We start from the raw sequence: 26,410 nt of genomic DNA on the forward strand, positions 1-26,410 counted from the left end.
CATCGTATTTTCGTAAACGAACATGACCCCAGCAATTGATCTGTTGAAGAAGGCCGGAGCCGAGCACCGTGTACACAGTTATCAGCATGACCCCAAGGCGCCGTCCTACGGGATGGAGGCCGCGGAAAAGCTGGGTCTGCCTCCGGAGCGAGTGTTCAAGACGTTGTTGGCGGTAACCGAGCGGGGTGAGCTGCTGGTGGCGGTGGTGCCGGTTGCAGGCAATCTGGATCTGAAGGCACTGGCCCAGGCCGCCGGGGCAAAGAAGGCCGAGATGGCGGATCCGGCTGCAGCTCAGCGTGCCACCGGGTATCTGGTCGGTGGTATCAGCCCGTTGGGCCAGAAGAAGCGCCTGCGCACCTTCATTGATCAGTCGGCACGGCAGCATGCCAGTATCCACGTGAGTGGTGGCCGACGTGGCCTGGAGCTGGAGCTTTCGGCCGAGACGCTGGCAAAGCATACCCAGGCATGCTTTGCCGCCATCGGCAAGGGTTGACCGATACTTGATGCGTGTTGCTCCAAATGGGGCAACCTCAGGATTTTCATAGGCCGCAGGCGGTTGGCAGCGGCAACAGCACAGCTGTATCGATAACGACAAGGAATTACGCATGTCTCACTACTTGCTAGCCATCGATCAGGGCACCACCAGTTCCCGTGCCATCATCTTCAATGACCAAGGGTTGCCGGTTGCCCGGGCTCAGCAGGAGTTTCGACAGTACTTTCCTCAGGACGGCTGGGTGGAGCATGACGGGCGTGAGATTTGGCTGTCCAGCCTTGCCGTGTGCAAGGAGGCAATCAGTGTCAGTGGCCTGGATCCGTCCGCGATCAGTGCCATCGGCATTACCAATCAGCGGGAAACCACTCTGGTCTGGGATGCCCGGAGCGGCGAGCCGATTCATCCGGCCATCGTCTGGCAGGATCGACGTACCGCTGAGTACTGCGCTGCATTAAAGGAGCAGGGACACGAGGCGATGGTGACAGAGCGCACCGGGCTGCTGATCGATCCCTACTTTTCAGCTACCAAGCTGCGCTGGATCCTGCACAACGTTCCGGGTGCCCGCGAGCGCGCGCAGCGCGGCGAATTACGCTTCGGAACGGTCGACAGTTTTCTGCTTTGGCACCTGACTGGCGGCAAGGTGCATCGTACCGACGCCAGTAACGCCTCGCGTACGCTGATGTTCAACATCCACACCCAGCAGTGGGACGCTGAGCTGCTGCAGTTGTTCGATATTCCGACAAGTCTGTTGCCCGAGGTGCTGGACTGCGCGGCCGAGTTTGGTCAAACCGAGGCCGGGTTACTGGGGGCCAGCATCCCGGTGCTAGGTATGGCTGGTGATCAGCAGGCGGCACTGATCGGCCAGGCCTGCTTCGAGCCGGGTATGGTCAAGAGTACTTATGGCACTGGCTGCTTTATGGTGCAGAATACCGGCGAGCACCCGGTCAGTTCGCGCAACCGCCTGCTTACGACCGTGGGCTACCGTCTCAATGGCAAGGTCACCTATGCCGTGGAGGGTAGCATCTTTGTTGCCGGTGCGGCGGTGCAGTGGCTGCGCGACGGCATCAAGCTGATCAGCCATGCCCGTGACAGCGAGGCGCTGGCCGAGGCCACCGGCGAGGCCAGCGGTGTCTATCTGGTTCCGGCGTTCACCGGCCTGGGCGCGCCCTACTGGGATCCGAAGGCGCGTGGCGCCATTTTCGGTCTGACCCGTGACACCGGAATCAAGGAAATCGTCACTGCCGGCCTGCAGTCGGTGTGCTACCAGACCCGCGACCTGCTTGAGGCCATGCGCCAGGATGGCGCTGCCGCTCCCAGCGCGCTGCGTGTGGATGGCGGAATGGTGGAGAACAACTGGGTCATGCAGTTTCTTGCCGACATCCTCGGTGTGAGCGTGGAGCGTCCCGAGGTGACTGAAACCACCGCGCTGGGGGTGGCCTACCTGGCTGGGCTGCAGTTGGGGCTGTACCCGAATCTGGCGGCTATCGCCAGTCACTGGCACCGTCAGCAGCGTTTTGAGCCACGAATGCAGGCCGATCAGCGCGAGCGCCTGTATGCCGGCTGGCTGGATGCGGTGAAACGGGTGCGCAGCGAAGGCTGATTTTGTCATCTGTACTCCGGCAGCTGTGTCTGTTGCCGGAGGCTTTTGCCGGGCATGCTGATGCCTTGAGTGATCACGCAGTAGGAGCCCTTGCATGCCGTTGTCCTATCACCAGATCGATGCCTTCACCCAGCAGCCGTTTTCCGGCAACCCCGCTATCGTCTACCGACTTGAGCAGTGGCTTGACGACGAACTGATGCAGCGCATTGCGGCGGAGCACAATCTGGCGGAAACCGCCTTTCTGGTGAGGGAGGACGAGGCCTGGCATATTCGCTGGTTTACGCCGCTGAGCGAGGTGCCGCTGTGCGGTCACGCCACTTTGGCGGCGGCCAAGACCCTGTTTGACCTGTACGGCGAGCCGGGACCGGTGCTGCGCTTCACCTGTCTATCCGGTGTGCTGCAGGTCTCCCGTGAGGGGGAACTGCTGGAGCTGGATTTCCCGGTGCGGCCGACCGTGCCGGTGTCGTCGGATCTGCGCGAACGGGCGCAGGAGGCCTTGGGCCTGCCGCTCCAAGAAGTGCTGGCGCTAGCCGATGCCGATGGTGAGGTGCAGGAACTGATGCTGGTGCTGGATTCCGAGGTGGCGCTACGTGAGCTGAAGCCGAAGCTGCCGGCACTGGCCGCGTTGCCGGGGTTGGGTGTGGTGGTTACTGCCGCCGGCCGGCAGTATGACTTCGTCTCGCGCTATTTCGCCCCGGCCATCGGCATTGATGAGGATCCGGTGACTGGCTCGACGCACTGCATGCTGGTGCCTTACTGGGCGCAGTGTCTGGGGCGCGACACGCTGCATGCGGCACAGTGTTCGGCGCGCGGCGGCGAACTGTTCTGTCGGCTGGAGGGCGAGCGGGTAAAGATTGCCGGCCATGCACGGCATGTCGCCAGTGGTCGGCTGCTGATTTGACGAAGTCCGGCTTAGCTGCCGCTGCTGAAGCGGCGCACGCCGCCGGAATCATTGAGGTGCAGTTGGGCAGCTACGCTGCCCTGAGCCGGGAAGGCCACCAGGTGATCGGCAGCTACGCGAATGCCCACCTCATCGCCAGGCAGATGATCGTCATGGCTGGGAAAGATCGATTCCAGCTGGGTGCCGGTGGGCAGCTGCAGACGGTAGAGCGTAGCGGCGCCGAGGAAAGTCTTGCCGATGATGCGCGCCTTCAGTTCGCTGCCTTCGTCCGGCACGATGTCGTCCGGACGCAACAGCACGTCCACCGCGCTGCCCTGTGCCCAGGTATAGGCACGGTTGCCGCGGATGGCGCCGAGCTCGGTCTGTACCACTTCCGGGCTGAGCAACTGGCCGCGGATGAAGTAGCCCTGGCCGATGAAGCTGGCGACGAAGGGCGTCAGCGGCTCGTGATAGAGGTTGAAGGGCGTATCCCACTGTTCCAGATGGCCGTTGCGGAACACGCCGACATGATCACTCACGGCAAAGGCTTCTTCCTGATCATGGGTGACCAGAATGGCGCTGGTGCCGCGTGCCTTGAGGATATCGCGCACTTCATGACTGAGCCGGCGGCGCAACTCGCCATCGAGGTTGGAGAAGGGCTCGTCGAGCAGTAGCAGCTGCGGTTCCGGGGCCAGTGCGCGGGCCAGTGCGACGCGCTGTTGCTGGCCTCCGGACAGTTCGTGCGGGTAGCGTCGGGACAGGTGGTCGAGCTTGACCAGCGCCAGCAGTTCCCGCGTCAGCCGTTCGACTTCCGGGTGTTTGCGGATGCCGAAGGCGACGTTGTCTGCCACGCTCAGATGGGGGAACAGGGCGTAGTCCTGGAACACCATGCCGATGCGGCGTTTCTCCGGCGCCAGGGTAAAGCCGGCACGGGATATGACCTGGCCGGCCAGCTCGATCTCGCCTTCAAGCACCGGCTCAAAGCCGGCGATGGCGCGTAGCGTGGTGGTTTTGCCGCAGCCGGAAGGGCCGAGCAGGCAACCGATGTCGCCGGCTTTCAGGTGGAGGTGGAGATCTTCCACCACCGTGTGCGCCTGGTAGCCGCAGCTCAGCCCGCGCAGTTGCAGCAGTGGCTGACTCATGCGTGGTGGTAGGCCGGCTCGACCAGCAGCTCCAGCAGCGCCTTCTGCGCGTGCAGGCGGTTCTCGGCCTGATCCCAGACCACCGAGCGCGGATCGTCGAGCAGCTCCTCGCTGATTTCCTCACCGCGGTGGGCCGGCAGGCAATGCATGAACAGCACGTCCTCGGCAGCCAGGTCGAGCAGCTCGCCAGTGACCTGGTAGGGGCGGAACAGGCTCATGCGCTGCTCGGCTTCGTCTTCCTGGCCCATGGACGCCCAGACGTCGGTGCTGACCAGATGGGCGCCGGCCACCGCCTCGCGCGGGTCGCGCAGCACCTGCACGCGGTCGCCGGCCAGGGCAAGGAAGCGTGCATCCGGCTCGTAACCTTCCGGGCAGGCCACCTTCAGCTGGAAGTCGAACTGGATTGCCGACTCGATGTAGGAGTGGCACATGTTGTTGCCATCGCCGATCCAGGCCACCGTCTTGCCGGCGATGCTGCCGCGATGCTCAAAAAAGGTCTGCATGTCGGCCAGCAACTGGCAGGGATGCAGGTCGTCGGACAGTCCGTTGATCACCGGTACGCGCGAGTGGGCGGCAAATTCGGTGAGGGTGCTGTGGGCGAAGGTGCGGATCATCACTGCATCGAGCATGCTGGACATCACCCGAGCCGAGTCGCTGACCGGCTCGCCGCGGCCCAACTGAGTATCGCGCGGAGAAAGAAAGATGGCCTGGCCACCGAGCTGAATCATGCCGGCCTCGAACGACAGCCGGGTACGGGTCGAGGCCTTCTCGAAGATCATGCCCAGAACACGATTCTTCAGCGGCTCGAAGAGTACTCCGCGGTTGCGCAGATCTTTCAGTTCGATGCCTCGGCGGATCAGACCCACCAGCTCTTCCGGTGTGTAATCCATCATCGAGAGAAAGTGTCTGACGCTCATCGTTAACTACCTTTATCGCTCAGTTGGCAAGCCAGTGTCCGGTTCGGGAACGGCGGAAACAGCAGGGCTTGCAGCAGGGAGGCCGCAGGGTGCGACGAAACAGGGGAAGACGCGATCTTATAAGGAAATGGCGAGACGGCGCAAATGAGCCGTTGACAGAGATACGCTCTGTCTTGCCGGGCCTTTTCCGCTAGGCGCGAGGGCGCTCGCAAGGTTGGCTGAGCGCCTTGTCGTGTCCATCGGCTGAGCCCGGAAGGGGCATCGCGAATTGGCAGGCATGATGCCAGCCGATTCATGTGGCGAACGCTGCTGGTGTCGTTTCGGTGCACGGCCCATAGTGCTGTGACAGCCCGAATGGTTGTCCTGAAGAAGAACAAGAGGTCAGGCCATGACCACGTCCCTGCATTACCGCGCATGCCATCTGTGCGAGGCCATCTGCGGTCTTGCCATCGAAACCGAGGTTCTGGTTGATGGCCAGGTGCAAATCCGCTCGGTCAGGGGCGATGCCGAGGATGCCTTCAGTCGTGGCCACATCTGTCCGAAGGCGGTGGCGTTGCAGGATATCCAGAATGATCCGGATCGCATCCGTCAGCCGCTGCGTCGCATTGGCCGGCAGTGGCAACCCATCGCCTGGGACGAAGCTTTCGAGCTGGTTGCTGAACGCCTGAGTGCCATCCGCGCAGAGCACGGGGCGAACGCCGTGGCCGTCTATCAGGGTAATCCCAGCGTGCACAACTATGGGTTGATGACCCACAGCAACTACTTTCTCGGTCTGCTGAAAACGCGCAACCGCTTTTCCGCGACCTCTGTGGATCAATTGCCGCATCATTTGACCAGTCACTTGATGTACGGTCATGGGCTACTGATTCCGGTGCCAGATATCGACCATGCCGACTTCATGCTGATCCTCGGCGGCAATCCACTGGCCTCCAATGGCAGCATGATGAGCGTGCCGGATGTGGAAAAGCGGCTGAAGGCCATTCAGGCTCGTGGCGGCCGGTTGGTGGTGGTCGACCCTCGGCGCAGCGAGACGGCGGCCATGGCCGACCAGCATCTGTTCGTCCGACCAGGCAGTGACGCCGCCCTGCTGCTGGGGGTGCTCAACACCCTGTTCGAGGAGGGGCTGACCCGTTCCAGTCATCTGCCGGTGGAGGGGCTGGAACAGGTACGTGAGGCTGTTGCCGGCTTCACGGCCGAAACCATGAGCGAGCGTTGCGGCGTGCCGGCGGCGGCCATTCGCCAACTGGCGCGGGACTTCGCTGCGGCGGAAAGGGCGGTCTGCTATGGACGCATGGGAATTTCCACCCAGGTCTTCGGTACGCTCTGCCAGTGGCTGGTGCAATTGCTCAACCTGGTCACCGGCAACCTTGACCGTCCGGGCGGAACCCTGTGTACCACGCCGGCGCTGGATCTGGTGGAAAATACCTCGGGCGGACATTTCAACTGCTGGCAAAGCCGGGTATCCGGCCTGCCGGAATATGGCGGTGAACTGCCGGTTTCCGCTCTGGCCGAGGAAATTCTGACTCCTGGCGAGGGGCAGGTTCGGGCCCTGGTGACGGTGGCGGGCAACCCGGTGCTGTCGACTCCCAATGGCCGCCAGCTGGAGCAGGCTCTCAGAGGGCTGGAGTTTATGGTGGCGGTGGACTTCTACATAAACGAAACCACCTGCCACGCCGATCTGATCCTGCCGCCGACGGCGCCGCTGGAGCATGACCACTACGACACCACCTTCAACCTGCTGGCGGTGCGCAATGTCACCCGCTTCAATAGCGTGATCCTGCCAAAGCCGGCTGAGGCACTGCACGACTGGGAGATATTCATCGGTCTGGCGCAGGCCTATGCAGCGCATAACGCTTTGCAGTTGAAGCCCACCCTGGCACCAGAGCAACTGATCGACACGGGGCTTCGCGCCGGGCCTCATGGTGAGCGCAGCGAACGGGGGCTGAATCTGGACAGGTTGCGCGAATACCCGCATGGGCTTGACCTTGGGCCGTTGCAGCCGAACCTGGTCGCACGGCTGAAAACCTCCAGTGGCAAGGTGCAGGCTGCGCCGACACCGTTGCTGGCCGATCTGCAGCGTTTTGCTGCGCAGCCGGCGACCGGTGCGCATGAGTTGTTGCTGATCGGCCGCCGCCACGTACGCAGTAACAATTCTTGGATGCATAACTATCAGCGCCTGGTGAAGGGCAAGCCGCGTCACCAGTTGCTGATGAGTCCACAGGATCTGGCCTGTCGTGGCCTGGTCGATGGTCAACGGGTACAGGTCCGTTCGCGGGTTGGCTGTATCGAGGTGGACGTCGTTGCCAGTGAGGAGGTGATGCCGGGAGTGGTCAGCCTTCCCCATGGCTGGGGCCATGCTCGTCCAGGTGTCCGGCTGGAGATCGCCCAAGCTCAGCCTGGCGCCAGTGCCAATGACCTAACCGACGAGAGCCGGGTCGACGCGCTGTCTGGTAATGCAGTGCTCAATGGCGTGCCGGTGGAGGTGCAGGCCCTGCAGGGACTGAGCGGCGCATGAAGTTTGCCGCAACGGCGTGACAAGGCCGAGCATTGCGCTCGGCTTTTCGCTACAATCGCGGCAAACGTGTCGACCCTCGGGTCGCAAGGTCTATGCTGAGGTGCCCCCATGGATATCATCGAAACCATCAAAGAGCAGATCGCCAACAACACCGTTCTGCTGTACATGAAAGGCTCGCCCAATGCGCCGCAGTGCGGCTTTTCCGCCCGTGCCGCACAGGTGGTGATGGGGTGTGGCGAGAAGTTCGCCTATGTCGACATTCTGCAGAATCCGGAAATTCGCGCCAATCTGCCGAAGTATGCCAACTGGCCGACCTTCCCTCAGCTGTGGGTGAATGGCGAACTGGTGGGCGGTAGCGACATCCTGCTGGAGATGTACGAGAAAGGCGAACTGCAGACCCTGATCAAGGAAGCCGTGAGCAAGGCCAACGCCTGATTTCTCCCGGTCCTGTCGAAGAACCCGCCATCAAGGCGGGTTCTTCGTTTCCAGGAGGCGTTATTTGCGTACCCACTGGCCGTTGAGTTGGATGAACTGGCCCTTGGGAGTGCGGTCGATGGCCTTTTTGCCGGCGATGGCTTCCACGTCGCTCAGGCTGATGCCGTTGTCCTTGGCCACCTTCTGGTACTCGGCCTTGCGGGCCTGATTGATCAGCTGGGCAATCTCGTCGGCCTGGCCGCCCGGGGTAATGACCCCAAGATAGCCGTTGGGTTGTTCGCCCAACTGACCGCTGGCCTTGGCTTCGCTCAGGGCGCTCATGGCCTGGTTGAGGTTCAGCGCATGGGCCGGCAGGCTCAGGGTCAGTGCCAGCAGCAGGGGCATAAGGTATCGAGTCATCTTGTTTCTCCTGAAAATAAATGCCGCCATCCGGGCCTGGTGGCGTTCGGACTGGCACTGTGTGCTCAGAACAGTCCGCTATCTTCGCTAAATACGCTGTCCAGCGCCTTGTCCACCTTGATGTAGATTTCGTGCTCGACCTTCACATTCAGGTTGATGTTGATCGGTTCATTGGGCATGGCCAACTGCACCGTCGGGGTGCAGGCCTGGCACAGCAGCCCGAGACCCAGGGCTGCGAGGAGACGGTACTGACGCATGGCACTACTCCTTTGGCTCGTCAGGGACGCGCTGGCGCATCCGTTGCTGAATCCGCTGGCGGATGATGTCGCTGACCTTGTCGGTCAGTTGCAAACTGGCCAGCAGGGTCGGGATGTCTTCTTCCAGATTGATGTTGAAGTGGATGGGGCGTCCCTTCTCGATGTCCGGGTTCTGTCCGTGCAGCCGCATCCCCAGCCGCAGTGTGCCGGAGGGATCGTACTCCAGGCTACTGCTGAGTAGATCGTAGTGGAAATCTTCCAGGGCATCGGTGACCAGCTTCATGCCCGGATTGGCCTGGCCCATGGCGCGGATGCGCGGCGAGTTGAAACGCAGCCGGCCGCCTGGCGCGCGGGCCTCAATCAGGCCCTGTTCGATACTGAGCGAATCGCCCAGGCGCAGCGGCAAGTTGCCATCCAGCAGGCCGCTGCCTTCCAGGCCTTCAGCCGGGTATACGCGAAACAACTCGGCCAGATCCAGGCCGCTAAGTTTCAGCGGTAGCAACAGGCTTTCCCTGTCGAGGGTCCAACTGGCCGGCTCCAGGCTCAGGCTGCCTTTGAGAATGCCCAGATTCGCCTGCTGCAGGCTTAGCCGCCCCGCCGTGGGGCGTTGCAGATCGGCCTGATAGCGTGCCTGCAATCGTAGTGGGCCGAGGACGATACCTGGATCTATCTGGCGGGCATTCAGGTCTGGAAGTTCGAGACGGATCTGGTTGCCGGACAGTTGCACCAGCAGATCAGCATCCACGCCACTCAGGCTGCTGCGGTCATATACGCCGGCCAGTCCTCGTGCGTTCAGGCTGGCCCGTAGCTGCAGGGGACGATCTGTTAATTGCAGGCTGGCCTCGGCATGCAGGCGACCGTTATCCAGGTTGAGCAGGGGAGGCCAGGCGGACAGGGTTTGTGCCAGAGGGTTGCCGGCGCGCAGGAATAGCTCGTCCAAGCGGACTTTGAGGTGCAGCCCGGAACTGGTGCGATCCAGTTTCAGCGCGAGGTTCAATCCGCTGTCGGCCTGCAGAGTGCCGTCCAGCTTTTGACTGTTGTCGTCGGTGGTCAGCCGGCCCTGCCAGCCCCAGCCTTGTGGCAGCAGTTGTGGGTGATTGAGGTTTTCACTGCGCAGTTGCAGCGGTCCGTTCAGCTTGGGCGCCTCGGTTGTACCGGTGATTTCCAGTCCGGCAAGATTCAGCTCGCTTCGCAGCAGCTCCAGTTCGGCGCTTTGCAGGTGCTGGAGGCTTGCACGGGAGCTATCGCCCAGTTGCAGTTGCAGTTGCCGGGTGCTGGCGCTGCCGCTCAGATCGAGAGCCACTTGCAGGCCTTCCAGGCGCTCGCTTCCCAGTTGCACGTGCGCGCTGTGCGCACGGAGCTGAAGCCGCTGCACGTCCAGCTGCCAGTCCTGTGATTGCTCAAGAGCCAGTTCTGCCTGCGCCTGTAGTGTCAGCGGGCCTTGAGCGTTGACCTGCAGTTGCAGCGCCAGAGCGGAGTCTGCTGTCTCTGGTCGTGGTTGCAGGTCGATCTGCCAGAGCTGTGTCTGCAGACCTTCCGGCAGGGCCGCCTGCCACGGCATGTCGCGACTGTCGAGTTGCAGTTTGCCGTGCAACTGGCGGGCCTGCCATCTGTCGCCTGTATTGTGCAGGTCGAGCTTTAGCTCGCCGCTGACCAGACCGATACCCGGCAGAGGCCAGGGGATGGGCAGTTGTCCGTCGATGCGCAGCCAGCCACGGGCAGCCAGCAGGTCGTCGATACCCCGGATAGATGCTGGCAGTTGCAGCTGCCAGTGAGCGCCAACCCCAGCTTGCCTGGGAGTTGCCGGCAGGCTGGCGAGGTCAAGTGATGTCCACTCTGCGAGCCAACGGGCTACCCAGTCGATTTCCTGCAGAGGTTCGAGCAGCAGAACACCCTGCCACCGCAGGGCATCAGTCACTGCCGACAGGTCACTGCGCAGATTCAGCTGCTGGTGCTCGTCCAGATGCAGTGCCGCCTGCAGTTTCCGGGCATCTGTCTGGGCGTTGCCGAGCCCCTGCAGTTGCGCTTCCAGCGTGGCGCTGTGACTGTCTCGCAGCAATCGCAGGCGTAGCAGAAGGGCATCGTCCTGTTGCCGAAGGCCCAGGTTGCCGCGCAGGGTGCAGTAGCCGCTGTGGCATGGCAGCAGAGCTTCGGCGTTGCTGACATCGATCTGCCGGGGCAGCCAGGGCAGGGTGTCCAGTATTGGGCGCAGGTCCGTATCCGGGCTGGAAGCTGTCCGTGTTTCATCCGGGGCGGGTTGCCAATGCAGCTGCAGGTTGTGAATGTGGACTCGGTAACGAGGGCTGCCAGTGGCCAACCAGTAGAGTTCGAGACGATCAGCGTGAGCCTGCAGCTCGCCTTCGCTGCGCTGCACCAGGCTTGCCTCATGCAGCTGAACGCCGCGCCAGGATAGGGTCAGGCGTTGCCAGTCCAGCGCCATGTGCTGTTCCAGAAGCATCTGCTGCAGGCGGTGACCGATATAGCCGGCGAGCAGCAACAGCAAGGCCGGTATCGCGATGCAGACGCTCAGCCAGACTCGCCGGTGGCTCATGGGATCTCCTTCCCCTATGCGTTGCAGGGCACGGTAGCGCATGCCCGGTCGGGTGCCAAGCGACTGTAGCGGCTATTGGACAACAACAGGAGCCGCCATGCAGGAGATAGCCCTTGGCAGGCCTGGTTAACGACCGACAAGGCCCTGAAACAGGGCGCTGCGCGCATTTGTCGCACAGGTTTGTGCACAATGGCGGAGCCGCTTGTCATCCTACTGTCAGAACCGTCCGTAACTGTTTGATTTACCGCGAGTGTTTCATAAGTCAATGAAAAATATGATTTTTTTCAATTGGTGAAAAAATCGACATTCTGTCTGGAGAGCCCATATTACAAGGTGTTGCGGTCGTTTCGCTCAAGTTGTCAACTGAGTTATCCACAGCATTTGTGGATTGTCAGAGGAAGTATTCGGCAGGCCTTTACCTTGGCCGTAAAAGGAGTAGAGTGGCGCGCCTGTTTTGCCGTCTCGCTTTGTTCATGGCCCGTCTCATCTCTTCTGTTTTTCCCTCTTCCAGAACCTCTGTCCCGACCCGTATCGCCTTGTGGCTGCTCGATAGTCCGCGTCTGGGGCATACCCGGCGCGTTAAGCGCATTGCTGGGAGTCTGCTTCGGCAGCCGGCACTGAAGGGCTGTGTACAGGCGCAGAGTCGGCTTGGCCGGCTGCTTTGTCATGACTGCAAGGGCCCTCGTGATCGCCGGATTGGTCAGGAGCTGCTGCGTCAGGCCGCTCGGGCCGGTGATAGTGAAGCGCAGCGGGAACTGGAGCTCCTCTTGAGCTGAACTGGTGCCTGCGGCGCCCGTTATACTGCCGGCCAGGGTGCCTGAACCGTGATGTCTGCTTCAGCGCCGTGTCATTCAGAAGAGCCCGGAGCCTCTATGCCCATTGATCCCTTGTCTCTTGCGCTCGGCATGGTGGCCGTGCTGCTGCCTATGCTGGCAGGCCTGTGGAAGCTGCACCGGCAGCGGTTGCACGAGCAGGCTGAGCAGGCGCTGCTGCAGGCCCGGCTGGAGCAGATGCAACTGGGGCAGGCCGGTCTTCAGGCGCAGCTTGAGGCCTGTCGTAGTGAGCTGGCGGAGGTCAGCGAGATCAAGGTTGAGCAGCAGACTGAGCTGGCCGCCTTGCGTCGGGAGAACGAGTTGCTGCAACAGGAACGGCAGGTCGCCCGTGAGGCGGCGCTGTCCTGGCAGCAGCAGCGTGAGCGTAGTGAAGCCGAGCTGCGTCGGTTGAGCGCCGAATGCGCGGCACTGGCCGCCGAGTTACAGGAAAACCGGGATAATCAACAGCAGCGCCTAGACGATCTGCAAGGCGCCCGTGACGAGCTGCGGGCGCAGTTCGCCGAATTGGCGGCAAAGATCTTCGATGAGCGCGAGCAGCGTTTTGCCGAAACCAGCCAGCAGCGCCTCGGCCAGCTGCTCGAACCGCTTAAGGAACGTATCCAGGCATTCGAGAAACGTGTCGACGAAACCTACCAGTTGGAGGCGCGCGAGCGCTTTTCGCTGGCCCGTGAGTTGGAGCGACTGCAACAGCTCAATCAGCGCCTGGGCGACGAGGCGACCAACCTGACTCGGGCGCTGAAGGGGCAGAAGACCCAGGGCAACTGGGGCGAGCTGGTGCTGGAGCGGGTACTGGAGCACGCCGGGCTGGAAAAGGGGCGGGAGTATCAGACTCAGGTCAGCCTGAAGGGCAGCGGCGGGGAACGATTCCAGCCGGACGTTCTGATCCGTCTGCCAGGGGACCGGCAGGTGATAGTCGACGCCAAGGTCAGTCTCAATGCTTACCAGCAGTATGTAGTGGCGGTAGACGAGGTTACCCGCAAGCAGGCCCTGAAACAGCACCTGGTGTCCCTGCGGGGCCATCTCAAGGGGCTCTCCGGCAAGGATTACCAGCGTCTTGAAGGGCTGCACAGCCTGGACTTCGTCCTGCTCTTCGTTCCTATCGAGGCGGCCTTCGCTGCGGCATTGCAGGCCGATCCAGAGCTGTTCCAGGAGGCCTTCGAGCAGCAGGTGGTCATTGTCAGCCCGACAACCCTGCTGGCCACCCTGAGGGTGATCGACAGCCTCTGGCGCCAGGAGCGCCAGGGGCAGAATGCCCGAGAGATCGCCGAGCGTGCCGGACAGCTGTATGACAAGTTCGTCGCCTTTATCGGCGACCTCGATGAAATGGGCAACCGTCTGCAGCAACTGGATCGAGCCTACGGCAGTGCTCGCAACAAGCTGGTGGATGGCCGCGGCAACCTGATTGGCCGGGTGGAGAACCTGAAGCTGCTGGGCGCCCGGGCCAGCAAGAGTCTGCCGGCCGAGTGGCTGGAGCGTTCAGCGGATCTGCCGGCGCTTGACGAAGCCGGCGACTAAGCCGCCTGGGCTCATCCGCGCAGTGCCAGGTGGCGGCTGAGCAGCGCCCGCAGTGCAGCAGGCTTGACCGGCTTGGGCAGATAGTCCAGGCCGGCGGCATGTACCTCGGCTACCAGTTCGGGGCGACCATCTGCACTGATCACAACGCCGGGTACCGGTTCACCCAGGCGCGTGCGCAGCCAGGCCATCAGTTCGGTGCCGGTTTCGCCCTCGTCCAGGTGGTAGTCGATCAGAGCCAGTTGCGGGTGAACATCTTCGCTCAGCAGATGCTCGCACTCCAGCCGGTTGCGTGCCGTCCAGACTTGGCAGCCCCAGCGTGACAGCAGGCTGTGCATGCCGGTTAGGATACTGTCTTCGTTGTCGATGCAGAGTACCTGGATGCCTTGCAGCGGCTGCTCCTGCACCGTCCGGGCAGGACGCACCGGCGGCTGCGGCGCGGGACGTGCCACCATGGGCACGCTGACACTGAAGACGCTGCCCTTGCCGGGCCAGGAGCGTACCTCCAGGCGGTGGGAAAGTACCCGGCACAGTCCGTCGGCAATCGCCAGACCCAGGCCCAGACCCTTCTCGGCGCGGGTCTGGTGGCTGTCGAGGCGCTTGAACTCTTCAAAGATTATCCGGAGTTTGTCCTCGGGGATGCCGGGGCCACGATCCCAGACTTCCAGACGCAGGCAGCGCCCCTCACGACGCACGCCGAGGATCACTCGGCCCTTCGCGTAGCGGAAGGCATTGGTCATGAAGTTTTGTAGGATGCGGCGCAGCAGCTTGATGTCGCTGTCGATCCACTGGCGGCTGCCGTGTACGCGCAGATCAATGTCCTGTTCAGCCGCCAGTACGCCGAACTCGGCTGCCAGGGTGTCGAACAGGCTGGAGAGGGCGAAGGGGTGACGATCCGGCGTGACGCGGCCGTTCTCCAGGCGGGAGATATCCAGCAGGTCGGTGATCAGGTCTTCGGCCGAGCGCAGCGAACTGTCAAGATGGCGTACCAGCTCCTGGGCTTCGGCCGGTAGTGCATCTTCCTGGTGAGCCAGAGCGGCGGAGAACAATCGTGCGGCGTTGAGTGGTTGCATCAGGTCGTGACTGACCGCAGCCAGGAAGCGGGTCTTGGACTGGTTGGCCGCCTCTGCATGGGCCTTGGCCTCGCTCAGTGCCTGATTGAGCTGCGACAGCTCCTGGGTGCGTTCGGCCACGCGGCGCTCCAGGCTCTCGTTGGCTTCCTTGAGCGCACGCTCGGCCTCGCGGAATTCGGTGATGTCGGTAAAGCTCATGACGAAGCCGCCGCCAGGCATGGGATTGCCGATCAGTTCGATGACCCGGCCGTTGGGAAAGACTCGTTCATAGGTGTGTGCCGTGCCCTGGCGCATCCAGTACAGGCGTCGAGCCACGCTTTCCTCGATGTCGCCGTTGCCGAGCATGCCGCGCTGAGCATTGAAACGGATGATCTCGGCAATCGGTCGGCCGACGTAAATCAGCCCATCCGGATACTCGAACAGCTCCAGATAGCGATGGTTCCAGGCCACCAGGCGCAGATCCCGGTCGACTACGCTGATGCCCTGGGTAATGTTTTCGATGGCGCCTTGCAGCAGGGCGCGGTTGAATTGCAGCACCTCGCTGGCTTCGCCGACGATGCGCACCACGTCCTCGACCTGCATTTCGCGGCCTTCGATGGCCGCCTTGACCACAGCGCGGGTTGAGGAAGCACCCAGCACACCCGCCAACAGGCGTTCGGTATGGGCGATCCATTCGCTGTTGGCCGGCAGATCCGGGTCGAAGTCTTTACCCTTGCCGTGCCGCTGGGCGAAGCGCACGAAGCTCTTGCGTGCGCGTTCCTCGCCGACGAAACGACTGGCGAGCACCAGTAGGTCGGAAACCTGTACGGCTAGCAGACTGCGGCTGCTTGGCTTGATACCGAGATCGTGGCCGATGAAGCGGCTGGCCTGCCAGTGCTCGGATACCCGCGTACGGGAGAACCACGAGACCCAGGCAAACAGCATGAAGTTGCCGGCTACCGACATTACCACGCCGCGCGTCAGTGGATCGACTTGCAGACCCAGTGGCGCGTAGAGCAGGCTGGTCAGGCCTGGGAAACTGTCCAGCGACCAACCCATGCCGCGTGCCACCAGCGGCAGCACCAGCGTGTAGAACCACAGCGCCGAGCCAAGGATCAGCCCGGCGAATACCCCGCGGCGGTTGGCCTGTTTCCACATCAGCGCGCCGAACATGGCCGGTGCCAGCTGGCCGATGGCAGCGAAGGAAACCTGGCCGATGGTGGCCAGACTGGCGCCTTCGCCAAGCAGTCGGTAGCAGACGTAGGCCAGCAGAAGGATCAGCACGATGCTGGCCCGACGGGCCGTGAGCATCCAGTGGCGGAAGGCCTCGAAGGGACGCTCGGTGCTCTGTCGGCGCAACAGCCAGGGCAACAGCATGTCGTTGGATATCATGGTTGAAAGGGCCACCGAGGCGACGATCACCATGCCGGTTGCGGCCGAGGCACCGCCGATAAAAGCCAGTACGGCCAGATCCGGGTGCGACTGCGCCAGAGGCAGGCTGATAACGAAGGAGTCGGGAGTGATGCCCGGCGGCAGCAGCATTTGTCCTGCCAAAGCGATAGGCACCACGAAGAGCACGGCAAGTATCAGGTAGGCCGGGAATATCCAGCGTGCCAGGCGCAGATCCTGCGGTTCGATGTTCTCAACCACAGTGACATGGAACTGCCGCGGCAGGCAGACGATGGCGATCATCGCCATACCGGTCTGCACCAGCATCGCCGGCCAGTTCACGGCTTCGTTCCAGAAAGACTCAAGCTTAGGCGTGCTGTGGGCCTGGTTGAGCAGGTCGCCGAAGCCGTTGTAAAGACCGAAGGTGACGAATGTGCCGACGGCAAGGAAGGCCAGCAACTTGACCAGCGACTCGAAGGCAATGGCCAACACCATGCCGCGATGGTGCTCGGTCACATCCAGGTTGCGCGTGCCAAACAAAATGGTGAATAGAGCCAGGGCCAGTGACACGATCAGGGCGGTATCCTGGGCGCTGGTGCCGGTGTCCTGGGCCTGCATGCCAATCAGCAGGTTGACGCCGAGGACAATGCCCTTGAGCTGCAGGGCAATGTAGGGCAGCACCCCGACCAGGCAGATAAGCGCCACGACTACGGCAAGGGGCTGCGACTTGCCGTAACGTGCGGCGATGAAGTCGGCAATGGAGGTGATGTTTTCCTGCTTGCTGATCATCACCATCTTCTGCAGCACCCAGGGCATGGTCAGCAGCAGAATGATCGGCCCCAGATAGATCGGCAGGAACGACCAGAGCTGCTCGGCTGCCTGGCCTACAGCGCCGAAGAAGGTCCAGCTAGTGCAGTACACTGCCAGCGACAGGCTGTAGACCCAGGCGCGAAACCGAGGCGACATTGGCGTGCTGCGCCGATCTCCGTAAAAGGCGATGGCAAAGAGTATGGCCATGTAGATTAGGGCGACCGCAGCGATCAGCCCGGGGGACAGCGACATGCGAACTCCAGAACGCAGTAGGGAACAAAAACGGCCTGGTTTGAAACCAGTGTGCATTATTGAGTGTTGCACAAAGCCGGCAGCAGTCGGCTGCGACCAAGGTAGAAGGTGCGGAATTAGGCTACCGCGATAGATTGTGCCCGAGCCTGGCGCCTGATAGCGTGATCGTCTTGCGATGCCGTTAGAGGAAGGAACCCATGTTCAAGCCGCAGTTGGTCACCTTGCAGCGGGGTGCGTTGCGTCTAGAGCCGCTGTCCGAAGCCGATATCCCGGCTCTGGTGGCGCTGGCCGAGATCAACCGCGATGAGTTGCTGTACATGAGCGGAACCCAGCGTCTGGACTGGTATCGCAGAGCCCTGACCGACCTGCGCGAGGAGCGTGCCCTGCCGTTCGTGGTCCGGCTCGGTGACCGGCTGGTAGGAACCACTCGCTTTGCCGATTTCATGAGTGCCTTGCCGGCCTGCGAGATCGGCTGGACCTGGCTTGACCGCAGCCAGCATGGCAGTGGACTCAACGGCAGTATCAAGTACCTGATGCTCCGGCACGCCTTCGAACAGTGGGGTATGGTTCGCGTGCAACTGAAGACTGCCGCTAGCAATCTGCGTTCGCAGCGCGCCATTGAAAAGCTCGGGGCCCAGCGTGAGGGTGTGCTGCGCAATCACCGGCGGCTGGCCGATGGCCGCCTCGATGACAGCGTGTTGTACAGCATCACCGATCAGCAGTGGCCGCTGGTGCGGGCGCAGCTTGAGACTCGCACCAGCAGCGGGCCGACGGCAGGAGAGGCGGTGGCTCAGCCTGCCAGGCCAACGTAGACGTTCTGCACGTCGTCGTGGCCGTCGATGGCTTCGAGGAAGGCTTCCACTTCTTCCAACTGCTCTGCAGTTAGATTGGTGACCGGATTTTTCGGGCGATAACCGAGCTTGGCCGAGTTGACGGTAAAGCCCTGTTCCGGAAGGGACTTGCACACGGCATCGAGATCCGTAGGTTCGGTGATGAACAGGATCGCACCCTCGTCATCCGGAACAAAATCCTGAGCACCGGCCTCGATGGCCGCCAATTCCGGGTCGGCACCGCTGTCGCTACTGGCTTCGATAAGGCCGACATGATCGAAGTCCCAGCTCACCGAGCCGGAAGCGCCCAGTTGCCCCTTGCGGAACAGTACGCGGATCTCCGCCACGGTGCGGTTCACGTTGTCGGTCAGACACTCGACGATCAGAGGCACCTGATGCGGAGCGAAGCCCTCGTACTGGGTGCGCTCGTAGTTGACCACCTCACCGGAGAGGCCAGCTCCCTTCTTGATGGCGCGCTCCAGGGTTTCCTTGGGCATGGACGCCTTTTTCGCCTGATGCACGGCCAGACGCAGCTTGGGGTTCATGTCGGGATCGGCACCGTTACGCGCGGCGATCATGATTTCCTTTACCAGCTTGCCGAAGATCTTGCCTCGGGCGTTGGCGGCGGCTTCTTTGGGTTTGGCTTTCCACTGTGCGCCCATCTGGGGTCTCCTGGCCAATGGGTAAGAATCGACATCGTGATGTGCCACGATGGTCGGGCAGGCTGCGGATTTTAGTGTGTTGCGCGGCGCACGGCATCTGTAAATTCTGTCGTTTGCTGGCGCGCCTGTTCAGCAGGGACTGCTGTAGCACGTGGGAAGGGTGCTGCGCCGGCCGGGTAGGGTTTGCTGGCGCAGGCTGGAGGACTCAACGGGGCAGAGGGTCAATCCTGACGGCTGGTGACTTCTACCAGGTGATAGCCGAACTGAGTTTTCACCGGTCCCTGCACGACGCCGACAGGCGCGCTGAACACCACGGTATCGAATTCCCGAACCATCTGGCCTGGGCCGAAGGAGCCCAGATCGCCGCCACTGCGGCCGGAGGGGCAGGTGGAGTGATCCTTCGCCAATTGGGCGAAGTCGGCGCCGCCTTCGATGGCGGCCTTGAGTTCGTTGCACTTGTCTTCGCTGGCGACCAGGATGTGGCGGGCAGAGGCGCGAGGCATGAGAGAGTCTCCTTGTGATTGAGTGGCGAAGCCTAACGCAATCGACCCGCCAGGCAAACGCCGGAGCCGGGCGACGCGCCCCGGCATGGTATCGGCATATGTCAGGCGGTCACCCATTTCTGCCTCGCCCAGCCGCTGAAGCCGTCCACCGCCAGCACCAGCACCAGCATGGCCAGGATCACCGTGGCGGCCTGGGCCTCCTGAAACAGGCTGAGGGACATGTAGAGCATCTGCCCGAGGCCGCCGGCGCCGACGAAGCCGAGCACGCTGGCCATGCGGATGTTGTTCTCCCAGCGGTACAGCGAGTAGGCCACCAGCTGCGGCCAGACGCCCGGCAGGGTGCCGTAGCAGAACGCGGCGACGCGCCCGCCGCCGCTCTCGCGGATGGCCTCGGCCGGTTCGCGCGGGGTGTTTTCCAGCGCCTCGGCGAACAGCCGGCCGAGCACTCCGGCGGTGTGCAGGGCCAGCGCCAGGGTGCCGGCATTCGGGCCGAGGCCGGCGGCCAGCACCATCAACGCCGCCCATACCAGCTCGGGGATGGCGCGCAGCGCATTGAGCAGTAGCCGCGTGGCGTGCAGGGCCAGGCCGCCGAAGCGTCCCGCGGCCGGCAGTGCCAGAGCCAGACCGAGCAGGGCGGCGAGCAGGGTGCCGATGGCCGACATGGCCAGGGTTTCCAGCGCACCGCGGCCGATCGCCTGCAGGTGCGGTGCGGAGAAGTCGGGCTGGAGGAAGGCACCAGCGTACTGGCCCATCTGCGCCAGGCTGTCGCCACCGACCAGTGCACCGAGATCGATACCCAGGTAGACGAACGAGGCGATCACTGCCACCAGGATGGCAGCCAGCAGGATCAGGTTACCGGTTCTCATGTCAGCCTCACGCGTAGCAGACGGCTGAGCAGGTCGGCGAGCAGCACTAGCAGCAGGAAGGTGAGCAGCATGCTGGCGACCTCGCCGCCGGCGAACATGCGCAGCGACAGGTCGATCTGCTGGCCCAGTCCGCCGGCGCCGACAAAGCCCATCACCACCGAGGCGCGGATCGCGCATTCCCAGCGGTAGACGGTGTAGGAAAGCATCTCCCCGGCTGCGTTGGGCAGTACGCCGTAGGCGAAGGCGGCCAGACGGCTGGAGCCGGCGCCGAGCAGGGCGCGGGCCGGGCGGGCATCGACCGACTCGAAGATTTCCGCATACACCTTGCCGAGCATGCCGGCGTAGGTGATGGCGATGGCCAGCACCCCGGCGGTGGGGCCGAGGCCGACCGCGCGCACGAACAGCAGCGCCCAGACGATCTCCGGTACGCTGCGCAGGAAGATCATCAGGCCGCGTACCGGCCAGCGCGCCAGCTGCGCCCACCAGGCCGGACGGCCGCCACGGTGCACGGCCGACAGCGACAGGGCGCGGCTGGCCAGCAGGGAGGCGGGAAAGGCGATCAGCAGTGCCAGGCTCATGCCGGCGGTGGCGATGGCCAGGGTTTCCAGCGTGGCGCGGCCAAGTAGGGCGAGGAACTCGGCGTCATGCGCCGGTGGCCAGAAGCCCTGCAGGAAGTTGGCCATGGTGCGGGCGTTGTCACCGTTGAACAGCACCGCCAGGTCCAGTTCGCTGATGCGAATGCCGGGCCACAGTAGCAACAGCGCCAGCAGGGTGAGCAGCAGGCGGGGCAGTGCGGCGGGGTCGCGTGGAGCGGTCTTCAGCATCGCGGGATCTGTACCGTCTGGGGTTGCACCGGCGAACTCGGCGCGGCCTGCAACTGCTCGTTGGCATACAGCGCGTCCAGCTGTTCGGGCTGCACCTCGACGGCCGGCAGGTCGAAGGCGATGCGCCCATCGCGAATGCCAACGATGCGGGGGAAATGCGCCAGCGCCAGGTCGACGGCATGCAGGCTGGCCAGCAGGGTCATGCCGCGCTCGGCGGCCTCGCGGTTGAGCACGGCCAGGGTGTGGCCGGCCAGCACCGGGTCCATGGCCGAGACCGGTTCGTCGGCGAGGATCAGCTCCGGCGCCTGGTACAGCACGCGGGCAATGCCTACGCGCTGCAACTGGCCGCCGGAGAGCTGGTCGCAGCGTTGATAGAGCTTGTCGGCGATATCCAGGCGCGCCAGGGCGGCCTGGGCACCGCCGGCATCCAGCGGGTGCAGCAGGTTGAGCAGGCCCTTGGCCAATGACCACTGTCCCAGCTTGCCGGCCATCACGGCGGTGACCACGCGCTGACGCGGCGGCAGTGGCGGTGCCTGGTGGATCAGACCGATGCGTGCGCGCAGACGCTGGCGCTGGCGGGCAGCCAGGCGCCAGGGGTTGTGCTGCAGCAGGTCGAGCTCGCCGCGCGTAGGTTGCAGGCTGGTGGCCAGCAGACGCAGCAGGGTGGTCTTGCCGGCGCCGGAGGGGCCGATGATGGCTACCCGTTCGCCGGGGCTGACCTCGAGATCGATATTTTCCAGCGCAACCTTGCCGTTGGCGTGGGCCAGGCCCACGCCACGCAGGGCGATGCTCACTTGAGCAGGCCGGCGGCGCGAGCGGCTTCCTCGATGCCTTCGTAGTTTTCAGGCTTGGTTTCGATAAAGCGGCTGGCGGCCTGCAGGTCGAGAATCGCTTTTTGCTCGGGCTTGGCCGGGTCGAGGGCGAGGAAGGCGCTCTTGATCTTCGCCTGCAGGTCGGCGTCGAGGTTGCCGCGCACGGTCCAGTTGTAGTCGTAGTAGGTCGGGGTGGTGGCGAAGACCTTGACCTTGTCGGTGTCGACCTTGCCACCATCGACCAGCTTCTGCCATACCGAGGCGTTTAGCACGCCAGCGTCGGCCTTGCCGGCCTGCACCCAGGCGGCGGTGGCGTCGTGGGCGCCGGAATAGGCCACGCGGCTGAAGAAGTCTTCCGGCTTGATGCCGTCCTGCAGCATGAAGTAGCGCGGCATCAGGCTGCCGGAGGTGGAAGACACCGAGCCAAAGGCGAAGGTCTTGCCTTTCAGATCCTGCAGCGATTTCACCGCCGGGTCGGAGGTGATGAACTTGCTGGTGAACTCGGCGTCCTGCTCGCGCTGCACCAGCGGCACGGCGTTACCGGTCTTCAGATGAGCCTGGACGAAGGTGAAACCGCCCAGCCAGGCCATGTCGATACGGTCGGCGGCCAGTGCCTCGACCACCGCGGCGTAGTCGGCCACCGGCACGAACTCCACCTTCATGCCCAGTTCCTGTTCCAGGTAGGCGCCCAGCGGCTTGAACTTGCGCAGCAGTTCGGTGGGGGCTTCGTCGGGGATGGCCGAGACCTTGAGGACATCGGCGGCTTGGGCGGAAAGAGACAGGGTCAGGCCGGCAGCTACGGCCAGGATGTGCTTGAGCATGGATATTCTCCGGTTCAATAGCGGAAAAAGGTATGAGGGGCGCCTTGGCGCTCGGCGAATACGGACGGGACTGCGGTGATTATAAGCGAGGCGAACGGCTGCTTTGCTAGAATCCGCGACCTGTTTCCGATTCTCCGAGAGCGTTGCCCCATGAGCGAGCCGATTCGTTTGACCCAGTACAGCCATGGTGCTGGCTGTGGCTGCAAGATTTCCCCCAAGGTGCTGGACGTGATTCTGGCTGGCAGCGGCGCGCAGAATCTCGACCCGCGCCTGTGGGTCGGCAATGCCTCGCGCGACGACGCTGCGGTCTATGCACTGGACGAAGAGCGCGGCGTGGTTTCCACCACCGACTTCTTTATGCCGATTGTGGATGACCCGTTTGATTTCGGACGGATTGCCGCGACCAACGCCATCAGCGACATCTACGCCATGGGCGGAGAGCCGCTGATGGCCATTGCCATTCTCGGCTGGCCGGTCAATGTGCTGCCGGCGGAAGTGGCTCGCGAGGTGATTCGCGGTGGCCGCGCCGTGTGCGATGCCGCCGGCATTCCGCTGGCCGGCGGCCATTCCATCGACGCACCAGAACCGATCTTCGGCCTGGCCGTGACCGGTGTGGTCGACAAGAAGCACATGAAGCGCAATGACACAGCCAGTGCCGGTTGCCGGCTGTACCTGACCAAGCCGCTGGGTGTTGGCATTCTCACTACCGCCGAGAAGAAGGCCAAGTTGCGAGAGCAGGACGTTGGCCTGGCGCGTGACTGGATGTGCACCCTGAACAAGCCGGGTGCTCGCTTCGGCAAGCTGGCCGGAGTGCGTGCCATGACCGACGTGACCGGTTTCGGCCTGCTTGGTCACCTTGTGGAAATGGCTGAGGGAGCAGGCCTTACCGCCCGGCTCGACTACGCCAGCGTGCCGCGTCTGCCGGGCGTGGAGCACTACCTGGCCGAGGGCTGCATCCCCGGCGGCACCCTGCGCAACTTCGACAGCTATGGGGAAAGGATTGCGCCGATCAGTGATGCGCAGCGCAACCTGCTGTGCGACCCGCAGACCAGTGGTGGGCTGCTGGTAGCCGTGGCACCAGAAGGCGAGGCCGAGTTCCTCGCGGTGGCCGCCGAGCAGGGGTTGGAGCTGGCTTCCATCGGCGAACTGGTGGCCCGACAGCGTTACGCGGTAGAGGTGCTGTGATGCGTGACAACAGCGCCGCCTACCGCGAGATCTTCCTCAATGATATCCCGATGATGGACATGCGCGCTCCCGTCGAATTTGCCAAGGGCGCCTTCCCCTGCGCCGTCAATTTACCCTTGATGACCGATATCGAGCGGCAGAAGGTTGGTACCTGCTACAAGCAGAAGGGCCAGCAGGCCGCCATCGAGCTGGGTCACCAACTGGTTTCCGGCAGGATCAAGGCTGAGCGTGTCGAGGCATGGGCGGCTTTTGCCCGAAGCAACCCGGACGGTTACCTCTACTGTTTCCGTGGTGGCCTGCGCTCGCAGATCGTCCAGCAGTGGCTGAAAGAGGTCGGCATCGACTATCCGCGGGTGATCGGTGGCTATAAGGCGATGCGCAGCTTTCTCATCGAAAGCCTTGATCAGGCCGTGACCGAGTGCGACTTCGTGGTGCTCGGCGGTATGACCGGCACCGGCAAGACCGAAGTGCTGGCCCGGCTGGACAACAGCATCGACTTGGAAGGGCACGCCAATCACCGTGGTTCCAGCTTCGGCAAGCGCGCTACCGGTCAGCCGGCGCAGATCGATTTCGAAAACCGCCTGGCTATCGATCTGCTCAAGCGCCGTGCGCGTGGCCAGCAGCAATTCGTACTGGAGGACGAAAGTCGCCTGATTGGCGCCTGTTCGCTGCCGCTGCCGTTGCACCTGAGGATGCAGCAATATCCGCTGGTCTGGCTGGAGGACAGCTTCGCCAGCCGTGTCGAACGAATCCTCAAAGACTACGTGATCGACCTGGCGGCGGAGTTCCTGACACTGCATGGTGAGGAGCAGGGCTTTGGGCGTTTTTCAGAGCGTCTGCTGCAGAGTCTGGACAACATCCGCAAGCGTCTGGGCGGCGAGCGTCACCTACGCCTGCGCAAGCTGATGCAGGAGGCCCTGGAAGAACAGCGGCACAATGCCTCGGTGGATCGCCACCGGAGCTGGATCGATGCACTGCTGCGCGAGTACTACGACCCGATGTATGTCTACCAGCGCGAGAGCAAGGCCGCGCGGGTGGAGTTCAGCGGCACCGCTGAAGCCGTGGAGGCGTATTTGCAACAGCGCCGGTCGCGGTGCGAAGCATAGACCCGGGCAGGCTCAGGGCGCGGGTATCGGTGGTATTGTATACAGTCGACTTCTTCCCGTTCTCCGGAGTTCCGCATGACTGCTTCACTGCCTGCTCTCGCTTTCGCCGGTATCGGCCTGATGGGCCTGCCCATGACCCGCCGCCTGCTGGCCGCCGGTTATCCGCTGAGTGTCTGGAATCGTTCGCCGGACAAGTGCGCGCCGCTGCTGGAGCAGGGCGCGCGTCAGGTTCAGAGCCCCGCCGAGCTGTGCCGTGACGCCGAAGTGGTGATGCTTTGCCTGGCCAACACCGAGGTGGTGCGCGAGGTGGTGTTCGGCCCCGGAGGGATCGTCGAGGGTGCCCGTGCCGGCCAGTTGCTGGTGGATTTCTCCAGCCTGGAGCCGGCTGCGACCCGCGAGATGGCAGCGGAACTGGAGGAGCGCACAGGCATGCGCTGGGTCGACGCACCAGTTTCGGGCGGCACCCCGGGAGCTGAAGCCGGTACTCTGGCGATCATGGCTGGCGGCCGCGAGGCGGATGTCGAGCTGGTGCGGCCGATCCTCGCGCACCTGGGCCAGCGCCTGACGCGTATGGGTGAGGTGGGGGCCGGGCAGGTGACCAAGGTATGCAACCAGATGATCGTCGCCTGCAATGCGCTGGTGATCGCCGAGGTGGTGGCACTGGCCGAGCGCGCCGGTGTCGACGCCAGCCTGATCGCGCCAGCGCTGGCCGGCGGCTTTGCCGACTCCAAACCCTTGCAGATTCTCGCCCCGCAGATGGCCGCCAGCCAGTTCGAGCCGGTCAAGTGGCATGTACGCACCCTGCTCAAGGATCTCGATACGGCAGTGAAGCTTTCGCGCGAGCAGGGTAGCGCCACGCCAATGAGCGGTCTGGCTGCGCAACTGATGCGCCTGCATGGCAGTCAGGGCAACCTGGAGCGCGATCCGGCCACGCTGGTACAGATGCTGCGTGAGGATCAGTCGTGAAAATCGCTGCCAACCTGTCGTTGCTGTTCACCGAACTGCCGTTGTCGCAGCGGATACAGGCCGCTGCCGCAGCCGGGTTCGATGGTGTGGAGATTCAGTTTCCCTACGAGCTGCCGGCCATCGCACTGAAGGAAGCTCTGGAGCGTGCCGGCCTGCCGCTGGTGCTGATCAACCTGCCAGCGGGTGATCTTATGGCGGGCGGCCCGGGCCTGGCCGCGGTGCCGGCGCGGCAGGCGCAGTTCGAGGCCGCGCTGGAGGAGGCGCTGAGCTACGCCGCGATGGTGCGCCCGGGCTGCGTCAACGTGCTGCCGGGACGGCTGGCCAAGGGCGTTGAACGCGAGCAGGCACTCGACTGCCTGGCCGCCAACCTGCGACGCAGCGCCGAAGCTTTTGCCGTGCTGGGTGTCCGGGTGCTGGTAGAGGCAATCAATCCAATCGACATGCCGGGTTTCCTGATCAACACTCCGCAGCAGCTGGATGAGCTGCTGCGCCAGGTGGATCATCCCAACCTGGCAGCGCAATTCGACCTCTATCACATGGCCCGGCAGGAGCTGGACGTTCTTGCAGGCATCCGTCTACTGGCCGGCCGTATTGGTCACGTACAGTTTGCCGACGTGCCCGGGCGTGGCGCGCCGGGTAGTGGCGATCTGGATTTTTCGCTGCTGCTCGACGGCTTGCGGGCCAGTGGCTATGTCGGCTGGCTGGGGGCCGAGTACCGGCCGGGGCCGCCGAACACGCCGGCGAGCCTCGGCTGGCTGGCGCACTGGCACCAGCTGACGCAGTCGCTCTGAGCGGATC

The 26,410-nt window shown here is 63.4% G+C and carries 23 protein-coding genes; 11 read left to right on the plus strand and 12 right to left on the minus strand.

Going from position 1 to position 26,410, the window contains the following annotated elements; all coding sequences use genetic code 11:
• The first annotated feature begins 22 nt into the window (after window positions 1-22).
• The 3 genes from ybaK (at window position 23) to NCCP436_RS03265 (ending at window position 2,994) form a co-directional block, all read left to right on the plus strand.
• Entirely contained in the window at window positions 23-493 is a 471-nt protein-coding gene (ybaK, locus tag NCCP436_RS03255) for a Cys-tRNA(Pro) deacylase (RefSeq protein WP_220802356.1), read from the plus strand.
• A gap of 112 nt (window positions 494-605) precedes the next feature.
• The gene (gene glpK / locus NCCP436_RS03260; RefSeq protein ID WP_220802357.1) at window positions 606-2,093 is read left to right on the plus strand and encodes a glycerol kinase GlpK; all 1,488 of its coding nucleotides are present in this window, start codon (window positions 606-608) and stop codon (window positions 2,091-2,093) included.
• Between the two features lie 94 nt (window positions 2,094-2,187).
• Complete coding sequence (locus NCCP436_RS03265; protein ID WP_220802358.1) at window positions 2,188-2,994, plus strand: PhzF family phenazine biosynthesis protein; 807 nt, start codon at window positions 2,188-2,190, stop codon at window positions 2,992-2,994.
• Between the two features lie 11 nt (window positions 2,995-3,005).
• Here the strand turns inward: NCCP436_RS03265 and NCCP436_RS03270 are convergent, their stop codons facing one another.
• Together NCCP436_RS03270 and argF are read right to left on the minus strand one after the other, a co-directional pair.
• Window positions 3,006-4,115: an ABC transporter ATP-binding protein gene (locus tag NCCP436_RS03270; protein WP_220802359.1), complete on the minus strand. Its 1,110-nt coding sequence runs from the start codon at window positions 4,113-4,115 to the stop codon at window positions 3,006-3,008.
• Entirely contained in the window at window positions 4,112-5,032 is a 921-nt protein-coding gene (argF, locus tag NCCP436_RS03275) for an ornithine carbamoyltransferase (protein WP_220802360.1), read from the minus strand. Before argF ends, NCCP436_RS03270 begins: the two co-directional genes overlap by 4 nt.
• A 388-nt stretch (window positions 5,033-5,420) precedes the next feature.
• Between argF and NCCP436_RS03280 the strand changes: the two genes are divergently transcribed.
• Both NCCP436_RS03280 and grxD read left to right on the plus strand, forming a co-directional pair.
• A complete protein-coding gene (locus tag NCCP436_RS03280; RefSeq protein ID WP_220802361.1) occupies window positions 5,421-7,547 on the plus strand; it encodes a molybdopterin oxidoreductase family protein in 2,127 nt (708 codons plus the stop codon).
• A gap of 108 nt (window positions 7,548-7,655) precedes the next feature.
• A complete protein-coding gene (grxD, locus tag NCCP436_RS03285) occupies window positions 7,656-7,982 on the plus strand; it encodes a Grx4 family monothiol glutaredoxin (protein ID WP_220802362.1) in 327 nt (108 codons plus the stop codon).
• A 60-nt stretch (window positions 7,983-8,042) separates the two neighbouring features.
• On the opposite strand, the gene NCCP436_RS03290 is transcribed toward grxD, so the two are convergent.
• The 3 genes from NCCP436_RS03290 to NCCP436_RS03300 form a co-directional block, all read right to left on the minus strand.
• Complete coding sequence (locus NCCP436_RS03290; RefSeq protein ID WP_220802363.1) at window positions 8,043-8,381, minus strand: YdbL family protein; 339 nt, start codon at window positions 8,379-8,381, stop codon at window positions 8,043-8,045.
• Window positions 8,382-8,446: 65 nt separating this feature from the next.
• Window positions 8,447-8,638, minus strand: a complete 192-nt coding sequence (locus NCCP436_RS03295) for a YnbE family lipoprotein (RefSeq protein WP_220802364.1) — start codon at window positions 8,636-8,638, stop codon at window positions 8,447-8,449.
• Between the two features lie 4 nt (window positions 8,639-8,642).
• A complete protein-coding gene (locus NCCP436_RS03300) occupies window positions 8,643-11,189 on the minus strand; it encodes a YdbH domain-containing protein (RefSeq protein WP_220802365.1) in 2,547 nt (848 codons plus the stop codon).
• An 872-nt stretch (window positions 11,190-12,061) separates the two neighbouring features.
• On the opposite strand from NCCP436_RS03300, the gene rmuC reads away from it, so the two are divergent.
• Entirely contained in the window at window positions 12,062-13,537 is a 1,476-nt protein-coding gene (rmuC, locus tag NCCP436_RS03305; protein ID WP_220802366.1) for a DNA recombination protein RmuC, read from the plus strand.
• 11 nt (window positions 13,538-13,548) lie between these two features.
• Here the strand turns inward: rmuC and NCCP436_RS03310 are convergent, their stop codons facing one another.
• Window positions 13,549-17,037: a PAS domain-containing hybrid sensor histidine kinase/response regulator gene (locus NCCP436_RS03310; RefSeq protein WP_220802367.1), complete on the minus strand. Its 3,489-nt coding sequence runs from the start codon at window positions 17,035-17,037 to the stop codon at window positions 13,549-13,551.
• 197 nt (window positions 17,038-17,234) lie between these two features.
• Here NCCP436_RS03310 and NCCP436_RS03315 point away from each other — a divergent pair, with 197 nt between their 5' ends.
• Window positions 17,235-17,849 (plus strand): GNAT family N-acetyltransferase, encoded by a 615-nt coding sequence (locus NCCP436_RS03315; protein WP_220802368.1) that lies wholly within the window; start codon window positions 17,235-17,237, stop codon window positions 17,847-17,849.
• Here the strand turns inward: NCCP436_RS03315 and NCCP436_RS03320 are convergent.
• The 6 genes from NCCP436_RS03320 to NCCP436_RS03345 all read right to left on the minus strand — a co-directional run bounded on the left by NCCP436_RS03320 (window position 17,828) and on the right by NCCP436_RS03345 (window position 22,355).
• Window positions 17,828-18,529, minus strand: a complete 702-nt coding sequence (locus NCCP436_RS03320; protein ID WP_220802369.1) for a YebC/PmpR family DNA-binding transcriptional regulator — start codon at window positions 18,527-18,529, stop codon at window positions 17,828-17,830. The two genes, NCCP436_RS03315 and NCCP436_RS03320, sit on opposite strands and share 22 nt — an antisense overlap.
• 221 nt (window positions 18,530-18,750) lie before the next feature.
• Window positions 18,751-19,032, minus strand: coding sequence for a peptidylprolyl isomerase (locus NCCP436_RS03325; RefSeq protein WP_220802370.1), 282 nt, complete (start codon window positions 19,030-19,032; stop codon window positions 18,751-18,753).
• Window positions 19,033-19,133: 101 nt separating this feature from the next.
• Window positions 19,134-19,898 (minus strand): phosphonate ABC transporter, permease protein PhnE, encoded by a 765-nt coding sequence (gene phnE / locus NCCP436_RS03330; RefSeq protein WP_220802371.1) that lies wholly within the window; start codon window positions 19,896-19,898, stop codon window positions 19,134-19,136.
• Window positions 19,895-20,722: an ABC transporter permease gene (locus NCCP436_RS03335; protein WP_220802372.1), complete on the minus strand. Its 828-nt coding sequence runs from the start codon at window positions 20,720-20,722 to the stop codon at window positions 19,895-19,897. The genes phnE and NCCP436_RS03335 overlap by 4 nt, the downstream gene beginning before the upstream one ends.
• The gene (locus NCCP436_RS03340) at window positions 20,716-21,516 is read right to left on the minus strand and encodes a phosphonate ABC transporter ATP-binding protein (protein ID WP_220802373.1); all 801 of its coding nucleotides are present in this window, start codon (window positions 21,514-21,516) and stop codon (window positions 20,716-20,718) included. Before NCCP436_RS03340 ends, NCCP436_RS03335 begins: the two co-directional genes overlap by 7 nt.
• A complete protein-coding gene (locus NCCP436_RS03345; RefSeq protein ID WP_220802374.1) occupies window positions 21,513-22,355 on the minus strand; it encodes a putative selenate ABC transporter substrate-binding protein in 843 nt (280 codons plus the stop codon). The genes NCCP436_RS03340 and NCCP436_RS03345 overlap by 4 nt, the downstream gene beginning before the upstream one ends.
• 150 nt (window positions 22,356-22,505) lie before the next feature.
• On the opposite strand from NCCP436_RS03345, the gene selD reads away from it, so the two are divergent.
• The 4 genes from selD to NCCP436_RS03365 all read left to right on the plus strand — a co-directional run bounded on the left by selD (window position 22,506) and on the right by NCCP436_RS03365 (window position 26,403).
• Window positions 22,506-23,540 (plus strand): selenide, water dikinase SelD, encoded by a 1,035-nt coding sequence (selD, locus tag NCCP436_RS03350; protein ID WP_220802375.1) that lies wholly within the window; start codon window positions 22,506-22,508, stop codon window positions 23,538-23,540.
• On the plus strand, window positions 23,540-24,646 hold the full coding sequence (gene mnmH / locus NCCP436_RS03355) for a tRNA 2-selenouridine(34) synthase MnmH (RefSeq protein ID WP_220802376.1): 1,107 nt from the start codon (window positions 23,540-23,542) through the stop codon (window positions 24,644-24,646). Before selD ends, mnmH begins: the two co-directional genes overlap by 1 nt.
• A gap of 75 nt (window positions 24,647-24,721) precedes the next feature.
• A complete protein-coding gene (locus NCCP436_RS03360) occupies window positions 24,722-25,612 on the plus strand; it encodes an NAD(P)-dependent oxidoreductase (RefSeq protein ID WP_220802377.1) in 891 nt (296 codons plus the stop codon).
• Window positions 25,609-26,403, plus strand: a complete 795-nt coding sequence (locus NCCP436_RS03365) for a hydroxypyruvate isomerase family protein (protein ID WP_220802378.1) — start codon at window positions 25,609-25,611, stop codon at window positions 26,401-26,403. Before NCCP436_RS03360 ends, NCCP436_RS03365 begins: the two co-directional genes overlap by 4 nt.
• The last annotated feature ends 7 nt before the right edge of the window (window positions 26,404-26,410 follow it).

It is taken from the genome of Pseudomonas sp. NCCP-436, assembly GCF_019656335.1.
In the GTDB taxonomy this organism is placed as follows: domain Bacteria; phylum Pseudomonadota; class Gammaproteobacteria; order Pseudomonadales; family Pseudomonadaceae; genus Aquipseudomonas.

Excerpts from the sequence above, each read along its gene's own strand:
- mnmH (WP_220802376.1), top strand. The coding sequence starts at position 23,540 with ATGCGTGACAACAGCGCCGCCTACCGCGAGATCTTCCTCAATGATATC.
- NCCP436_RS03310 (WP_220802367.1), bottom strand. The coding sequence starts at position 17,037 with ATGTCGCTGTCCCCCGGGCTGATCGCTGCGGTCGCCCTAATCTACATG.
- selD (WP_220802375.1), top strand. The coding sequence starts at position 22,506 with ATGAGCGAGCCGATTCGTTTGACCCAGTACAGCCATGGTGCTGGCTGT.
- rmuC (WP_220802366.1), top strand. The coding sequence starts at position 12,062 with ATGCCCATTGATCCCTTGTCTCTTGCGCTCGGCATGGTGGCCGTGCTG.
- glpK (WP_220802357.1), top strand. The coding sequence starts at position 606 with ATGTCTCACTACTTGCTAGCCATCGATCAGGGCACCACCAGTTCCCGT.
- NCCP436_RS03300 (WP_220802365.1), bottom strand. The coding sequence starts at position 11,189 with ATGAGCCACCGGCGAGTCTGGCTGAGCGTCTGCATCGCGATACCGGCC.
- NCCP436_RS03335 (WP_220802372.1), bottom strand. The coding sequence starts at position 20,722 with ATGCTGAAGACCGCTCCACGCGACCCCGCCGCACTGCCCCGCCTGCTG.
- NCCP436_RS03295 (WP_220802364.1), bottom strand. The coding sequence starts at position 8,638 with ATGCGTCAGTACCGTCTCCTCGCAGCCCTGGGTCTCGGGCTGCTGTGC.
- NCCP436_RS03265 (WP_220802358.1), top strand. The coding sequence starts at position 2,188 with ATGCCGTTGTCCTATCACCAGATCGATGCCTTCACCCAGCAGCCGTTT.
- NCCP436_RS03345 (WP_220802374.1), bottom strand. The coding sequence starts at position 22,355 with ATGCTCAAGCACATCCTGGCCGTAGCTGCCGGCCTGACCCTGTCTCTT.
- NCCP436_RS03325 (WP_220802370.1), bottom strand. The coding sequence starts at position 19,032 with ATGCCTCGCGCCTCTGCCCGCCACATCCTGGTCGCCAGCGAAGACAAG.
- NCCP436_RS03315 (WP_220802368.1), top strand. The coding sequence starts at position 17,235 with ATGTTCAAGCCGCAGTTGGTCACCTTGCAGCGGGGTGCGTTGCGTCTA.
- phnE (WP_220802371.1), bottom strand. The coding sequence starts at position 19,898 with ATGAGAACCGGTAACCTGATCCTGCTGGCTGCCATCCTGGTGGCAGTG.
- NCCP436_RS03270 (WP_220802359.1), bottom strand. The coding sequence starts at position 4,115 with ATGAGTCAGCCACTGCTGCAACTGCGCGGGCTGAGCTGCGGCTACCAG.
- NCCP436_RS03290 (WP_220802363.1), bottom strand. The coding sequence starts at position 8,381 with ATGACTCGATACCTTATGCCCCTGCTGCTGGCACTGACCCTGAGCCTG.
- NCCP436_RS03320 (WP_220802369.1), bottom strand. The coding sequence starts at position 18,529 with ATGGGCGCACAGTGGAAAGCCAAACCCAAAGAAGCCGCCGCCAACGCC.
- ybaK (WP_220802356.1), top strand. The coding sequence starts at position 23 with ATGACCCCAGCAATTGATCTGTTGAAGAAGGCCGGAGCCGAGCACCGT.
- NCCP436_RS03360 (WP_220802377.1), top strand. The coding sequence starts at position 24,722 with ATGACTGCTTCACTGCCTGCTCTCGCTTTCGCCGGTATCGGCCTGATG.
- argF (WP_220802360.1), bottom strand. The coding sequence starts at position 5,032 with ATGAGCGTCAGACACTTTCTCTCGATGATGGATTACACACCGGAAGAG.
- grxD (WP_220802362.1), top strand. The coding sequence starts at position 7,656 with ATGGATATCATCGAAACCATCAAAGAGCAGATCGCCAACAACACCGTT.
- NCCP436_RS03280 (WP_220802361.1), top strand. The coding sequence starts at position 5,421 with ATGACCACGTCCCTGCATTACCGCGCATGCCATCTGTGCGAGGCCATC.